Source organism: Candidatus Aegiribacteria sp. (assembly GCA_021108435.1).
Classification (GTDB): domain Bacteria; phylum Fermentibacterota; class Fermentibacteria; order Fermentibacterales; family JCC-6; genus Aegiribacteria.
The window spans coordinates 1-5,456 of sequence record JAIOQY010000039.1; the positions used below are offsets into that span (position 1 = coordinate 1).

Consider the following 5,456-nt stretch of genomic DNA (forward strand, 5'->3'; position numbering starts at 1 on the left):
TTCAGTAGCTTAATAGACTCCCTGCTGCCTTCGCAATCACTTACAGTCACTATGTATGTACCGGTGGGCAGTCCTGCTGTAAACCATGTGTATGTACCGCTGAAGCTCGAACTCTCAATCCTTCTGCCGACCGCATCGTGGATATCCAGAACGGAGTTACCGGAAAAGCCTCTTCCTGTTATCACGACAGACGAGTAGAAGGGGTTGGAGCTTAAGGATAGCTGCAGTTCCGGCAGGATAATCACATCGTCTTCAGCGATTCCTGTGTAAATGTCTATCCTGTAAATCTCGTCTGTGGTCTGGTTGCTCACCCAGAGGAATGGAGCATCCGTGCCGGTTTCGTAAGTGACTCCGTGTATATCCGAACCGATTCCTATGTCCGCGGGAATCATCGAAAGTACACCGCCGGAGGTCTGCTCGTAACATCTGACAGGGCTTGTTGCGTTGTCCACCGCCATCCAGATATTGCTATCATGGTAAGCGATATCGTAGCCGCTTTCTGAGCCCCAGAAACCGGGAATGTATGTTGATTTGCCTGAAAAGTAAGTGGTGAAATTGAATGTATAGCAGCCTTCATAACTGCCGTAGGTTGTGCTTGTGTAGAGTTTAGTTCCGTCCCAGCCAAGTCCCGTCACCGACGGGATATACGAGCCTCAACAGAAGACGTCATAGTCACAATAGGTGCCGGAAGTAGTGTACCAGTACACCCGGGAACTCGAGCCTCCGCTTATGAAACTGCCGAACAGCCTCCCACCGTAGTAGGTAAGACCTGCAGGAGCGTAGGTCGAGTAACCGACGAAATCAAAGCTGACTTCAACAGCACCCGTTACAGGATCCAGCCCGTAGACCCAGGAGGAACTCTCATCAAGACACCAGAGCCTGCCCTCACCCCAGGCCAGCCCGCTGATGTCACCATCCGGCGCCTCAAGTGTCCTGTCTATCGAAGCTCCAAAACAGATAACAGGTAGCAGCAAAATTACACCCAGTGTTTTCACATCAGTCCTTCCTGTAAAGGTTTACTCATCTGCTGATACGCATGCTTTCAGTACTACTCAGAACAACGCCTCCAGATCATTCGGATTAATACCTGATACTACAATACAATTAGCAATTCCAATCCGTCAATGATATAGGCTTCCCGTTCTGAATGCAGTGAATGGCACAGATGAAGTCCCATATCCCCCGAAGGGGAGCAAATCAGGTCAGTGCTGTATATGACATACTGCCTCAGTGTACTCATCTACAGGACTAACGATATGTGCTTTTGCATATCCTGTGGAAACGGGTGTGCGCTACCTTAGCAGAACAAACCTTGATCTTGCTTCGTTTCCGGCATTCCTGAGAACCGCGATATAGAGTCCTGGAGGACCACTGAAGGCGAATATATTCTCACCGGAGGCAAGCTGCCCATTATTCAGCACTTCCTGCAGTCTTCCCGTAAGGTCGAAGATCTCGAGTGTTACCGGACCCGCTGCTGTTAGATTCACAGAGAGAGATGCAGAGCCAATGGATGGATTGCTGATTACACTCAATGACAAAACCCCGGCATCTGACTGCTCATCTTCAATCCCACCGAAGACAGGTATCTGCAGCATACTTATATAGTATTCCTGATCCACCCCTTTGTAGCTCCAGTAAACCGCTCCTGAGTTGCTCCAGGAGAGACCCAGTGATTCGGAAACGGGCATCGGACAGGGCTCCTGACCGTACTGCACATACTCACCGTAGAGCCAGTAGAAAAAGAACTCGTGACCGTATCTTGTTGTGAGGATTAATGCATAGGGTGCGGATAAGGTAAATACTTCATGAACCATGAAACCGCTGATCTCCCCGTTTACTCCGGACAGTTCATAGATGTCGTAACTGCCACTACCGGGATTAATACTATAAAACTGATACGGGCTCACAGCGGAAGCCTGGAATAGTATGCCGTCCATCATTATAGCATTAAAATCAATACCAGCGCCGTCAGTGCCTGCGGGGTTGGAAAACTCGCTCCAGGTGTCGGATCCATCGGAGTGGTATATCTGGGATGAGGTGCTGCTGTTTATATAATATCGTCCTGAGTATCCACCATTATCATAGCCCACACCGAAGCCTTCAGCGCCGGATGGAAGATCAATCTCTCCGGCGTATTCACAAGTATAGGGATCAGCCAGATACAGTTTACCATCCCCATTGCTCCGTATGATAAGCAGGTTTGAGTTCCAATCGAAGCTTACATCCTGTATATCCGATGCGTAAGCTACCTGCCACGTTTGAACCACATTGATGGGAATGTACGGGAAGTTGGGAACGTTTACTTCTGCTTCCATTGTTCCCTGAATACATGGAAGAAGAATGAATAACAATGCTATCATGGCATCTCCAAACAATAAAGGGATTACCCTGTATTATTATAAAATGTCTTGTGCATTGCTACACTCTACGGAATTACCAGTTGCAGTTAAACACTCTGACACTTCTGATGGCCTGAAGCTGCCCATCGATTACAAGTGTATCAACCATCGCTAATGTATCGGGGTGGATAGCTATGCCTGTAAGCATGCAGTAGTATTCGTTTTCAAGTGCAAGGAAGAAATTCCCGCCATAGGAGATGCTGTCCTGCCATTGAGTACTGTCATCAGGAGTTGGAGCAACAAAGCCACCGCTTGATGACACCATCGTTTCTGCTCCGCCGGGCCATATTACAGGATTGGCAGTTCCAGGGTAGATGTATTTGTCTCCGTTAAGTTGATCAAAGGCTACTGTGAATTGCTGCCTGAAATCTGGAGAATAAGGATCCCCGGGAACAAGAGAATCTCCATCAAGGTCAACACGAAAACCAACAGGTCTCATCGCTAAATATTGCCTTATCTCTGACAGTAATTCTGCTCTTGTATTGTCTGGCACACCTGTATCGGATGATGTATTACTCCCATAGTAAGCCATGACAGTGTAGTATGCCGACCTATCAGCGATGTGGGTTCCAGTATTCTGGTCAACAGTCTCAACCAGAGCCCAGGGCTCTTCAAATTCTGTTCTTGTCCAAAGGAAATACCCTTCGATCTGGGTATCTGTCAAAGCGGTCCAGGTTACCACAATAGTATCACCGATACTTGCAACAGTATCAACAGTGATTCCGGTTACAATAGGAAGCGTGCCAGATATTTCTGTGGCAGAATCACCACAGCTTGAGTATAAAGCAATAATAGTCAACATGATAAGAGATACTACTAATATTTTCATTCTATACCTCCAACAAAGAATTTCCTCATCTCATACAGATGAACACTCTATCTTCGGAGTATTCTTGTCAATCCTCTCTCATTTCTTCAGCGAGATCATCAAGTTACATGAAGTGAAATCAGATGGAACATCGATGTCAAGTGTGAAAACAGAGTTGCTTGACTATATTGGGTAATATGCACATTCTTCATCTAGTTAGAAATAGAGTATCCTTGTCGGAAAAATATGGAGGAATAAATTGAAAAGAATAACACCTTTTATCCTACTGCTATTAGTTACCCTTTCATTCGCAACCCCGTCAATCCATGGACTCCCAGGTCTTCACCGCGTGTACAGCGCCATACCCATGGGCTTTAATGAAATGTCATTCAGGCTGGGTCTGTCTTACTGGACTGCGGTAAATGAGTACAAGAATTTCATTTACCACAGTCATTTCCTGCCGGAGACACTATTATTCCCTGAGGTGGTAAATATTGAGCACACCGGACAGGGTAGATTAAGCCTTACCTACGGAGTCTGGGACTATATTGATCTAGGGGTGAATGCAGCTTATTCCAGTACCTTTTATGAAAGAGGTGAATACGAAGAGCGTTCAACAGGCCACTGGGAGGGGATTTACGGGTTCGAGGGAATAAATCTGTTTCTCCATGGCGGATACAATCCTATCCCGAATTTAGAGGATGTCGTCTGGTTTGGCGGAGATTTCCGTCTTGGATTATCTTCTGCAGATACGGTCTTCCTTCGTAATCTTGATGGACCTGATGGGATCTGGCACGCCGGACAACTGATTAGCACACTTCGCAAACCTTTCACTACAACAGGCAATAACAATCTTGCAATGGACCTGCTTATTACCGGTGATTTCACACGCTGGATTCCAATGGCACCAGTTAAAGCACATATCAATGTTGGTTATGCCAAGTACACACAGAATTACTGCTTCACTGACTTCAGAGTTATGCCAGAAGCTGAAGGATGGTCTTATTACGATTCCACCGTTGTAGATATTGAAGTTGCAGACGGTGTTCTTAACTTAGGTTTCGGACTTGAGGTTGCAACTCCCTACCTTGATGTCTTCCTGGAATACACAAACCAGAAGCTTCTCGACCGGGACAACGCTTCAGTATCCTACTTCACACCTGGAATAAGATTCAAGAACAATTCAGGGACATTCCTGGATATCTCTTTCGACCTGAGTACAAGCAAATATGACCCAACCTATTACGATCTCGGTCACAGCCTATACCAGATGGACAGCGTAGTTACAGAAGATCAGCGTGCTGAGAGAGCTCCTCTGCCGATAGGTGGAGTTTTCGATTGGGGTATAAGCCTCGCACTGGGATACTCTTCTGATATGATAACCGATGAAGGACAGACCAATACAGCAACCTTGAGTGGAACAGTAACGGATTCTCTTACAGGTGAAGCTGTCTTTGCAACGATCACCTTCCCTGGTGTACCCATTGCCAATGTCACAAGTGATGCTGTCACCGGTTTCTATACTCATCATATCCCATCCGGAGAAGTTCCGGTAACTGTTGTCGCTCCCGGATACAGTAATGCAAGTGCTACGATCTTTCTTGGCCGCAATCAGTCTGCCACCCTTAACTTCGTTCTGCTTACGAATTTTGCTTCGCTAACGGGCTCAATAAGGGACGGACAGGGCAGGCCCATCACCGGCGCCTCCGTAACAATTGGAAGCACCACACCTGTCACTGTAACAACGAATGATGCGGGAGTCTTCACAGCTGATGTCGAAGCGGGCACCTGGCCCATAACTGCACAGGCAGACGGCTTCATTTCAGATAACCGTTCTGTAACCTTCATTGCCAATGAAACAGTAAGTGTTTCATTCAATCTTCGAGATGCGCTCCAGGAGGGCGCTGTATTAAGCTTTGACAACATCTATTTCGCCTCCGGGAGTTCTACTCTCAAACCTGAAAGCCATGGCATACTGGATAGTGTAGCAATTCTTATAAGAGATAATCCAAATGCAAGAATACGAATAGCAGGACATACAGACAGCGATGGCAGTGAATCATCCAACAAGACCCTCAGTGAGCGTCGTGCTCAATCGGTCTACCAGTATCTTGTCAGTACAGGTATTTCAGGTGACAGACTCAGCACTGTGGGTTATGGTGAATCCATGCCTGTTGTTCCTAACACTTCTGCGGCCAATAAAGCTAAAAACCGCAGAATCGAATTCATCGTCCTCAGCATTTAATATC

Annotated in this window: 5 protein-coding genes; 1 reads left to right on the forward strand and 4 read right to left on the reverse strand. The window is 46.6% G+C overall.

Annotated elements, in window-relative coordinates:
* The 4 genes from K8R76_02495 to K8R76_02510 all read right to left on the reverse strand — a co-directional run.
* The coding region (locus tag K8R76_02495; GenBank protein ID MCD4847042.1) for a T9SS type A sorting domain-containing protein at positions 1-635 on the reverse strand (635 nt) is incomplete at its 3' end.
* A gap of 18 nt (positions 636-653) precedes the next feature.
* Complete coding sequence (locus tag K8R76_02500) at positions 654-995, reverse strand: hypothetical protein (GenBank protein MCD4847043.1); 342 nt, start codon at positions 993-995, stop codon at positions 654-656.
* A 297-nt stretch (positions 996-1,292) separates the two neighbouring features.
* A complete protein-coding gene (locus tag K8R76_02505) occupies positions 1,293-2,360 on the reverse strand; it encodes a T9SS type A sorting domain-containing protein (GenBank protein ID MCD4847044.1) in 1,068 nt (355 codons plus the stop codon).
* Positions 2,361-2,433: 73 nt separating this feature from the next.
* On the reverse strand, positions 2,434-3,228 hold the full coding sequence (locus K8R76_02510) for a hypothetical protein (GenBank protein MCD4847045.1): 795 nt from the start codon (positions 3,226-3,228) through the stop codon (positions 2,434-2,436).
* Between the two features lie 238 nt (positions 3,229-3,466).
* On the opposite strand from K8R76_02510, the gene K8R76_02515 reads away from it, so the two are divergent.
* Positions 3,467-5,452 carry an OmpA family protein gene (locus tag K8R76_02515; GenBank protein MCD4847046.1) on the forward strand — a complete coding sequence of 662 codons (1,986 nt, stop codon included), beginning with the start codon at positions 3,467-3,469 and terminating at the stop codon, positions 5,450-5,452.
* Positions 5,453-5,456: the final 4 nt, after the last annotated feature.

Bases quoted from the DNA above. Each gene is read 5' to 3' on its own strand.
- K8R76_02505 (MCD4847044.1), bottom strand. From the start codon at position 2,360: ATGATAGCATTGTTATTCATTCTTCTTCCATGTATTCAGGGAACAATG.
- K8R76_02510 (MCD4847045.1), bottom strand. From the start codon at position 3,228: ATGAAAATATTAGTAGTATCTCTTATCATGTTGACTATTATTGCTTTA.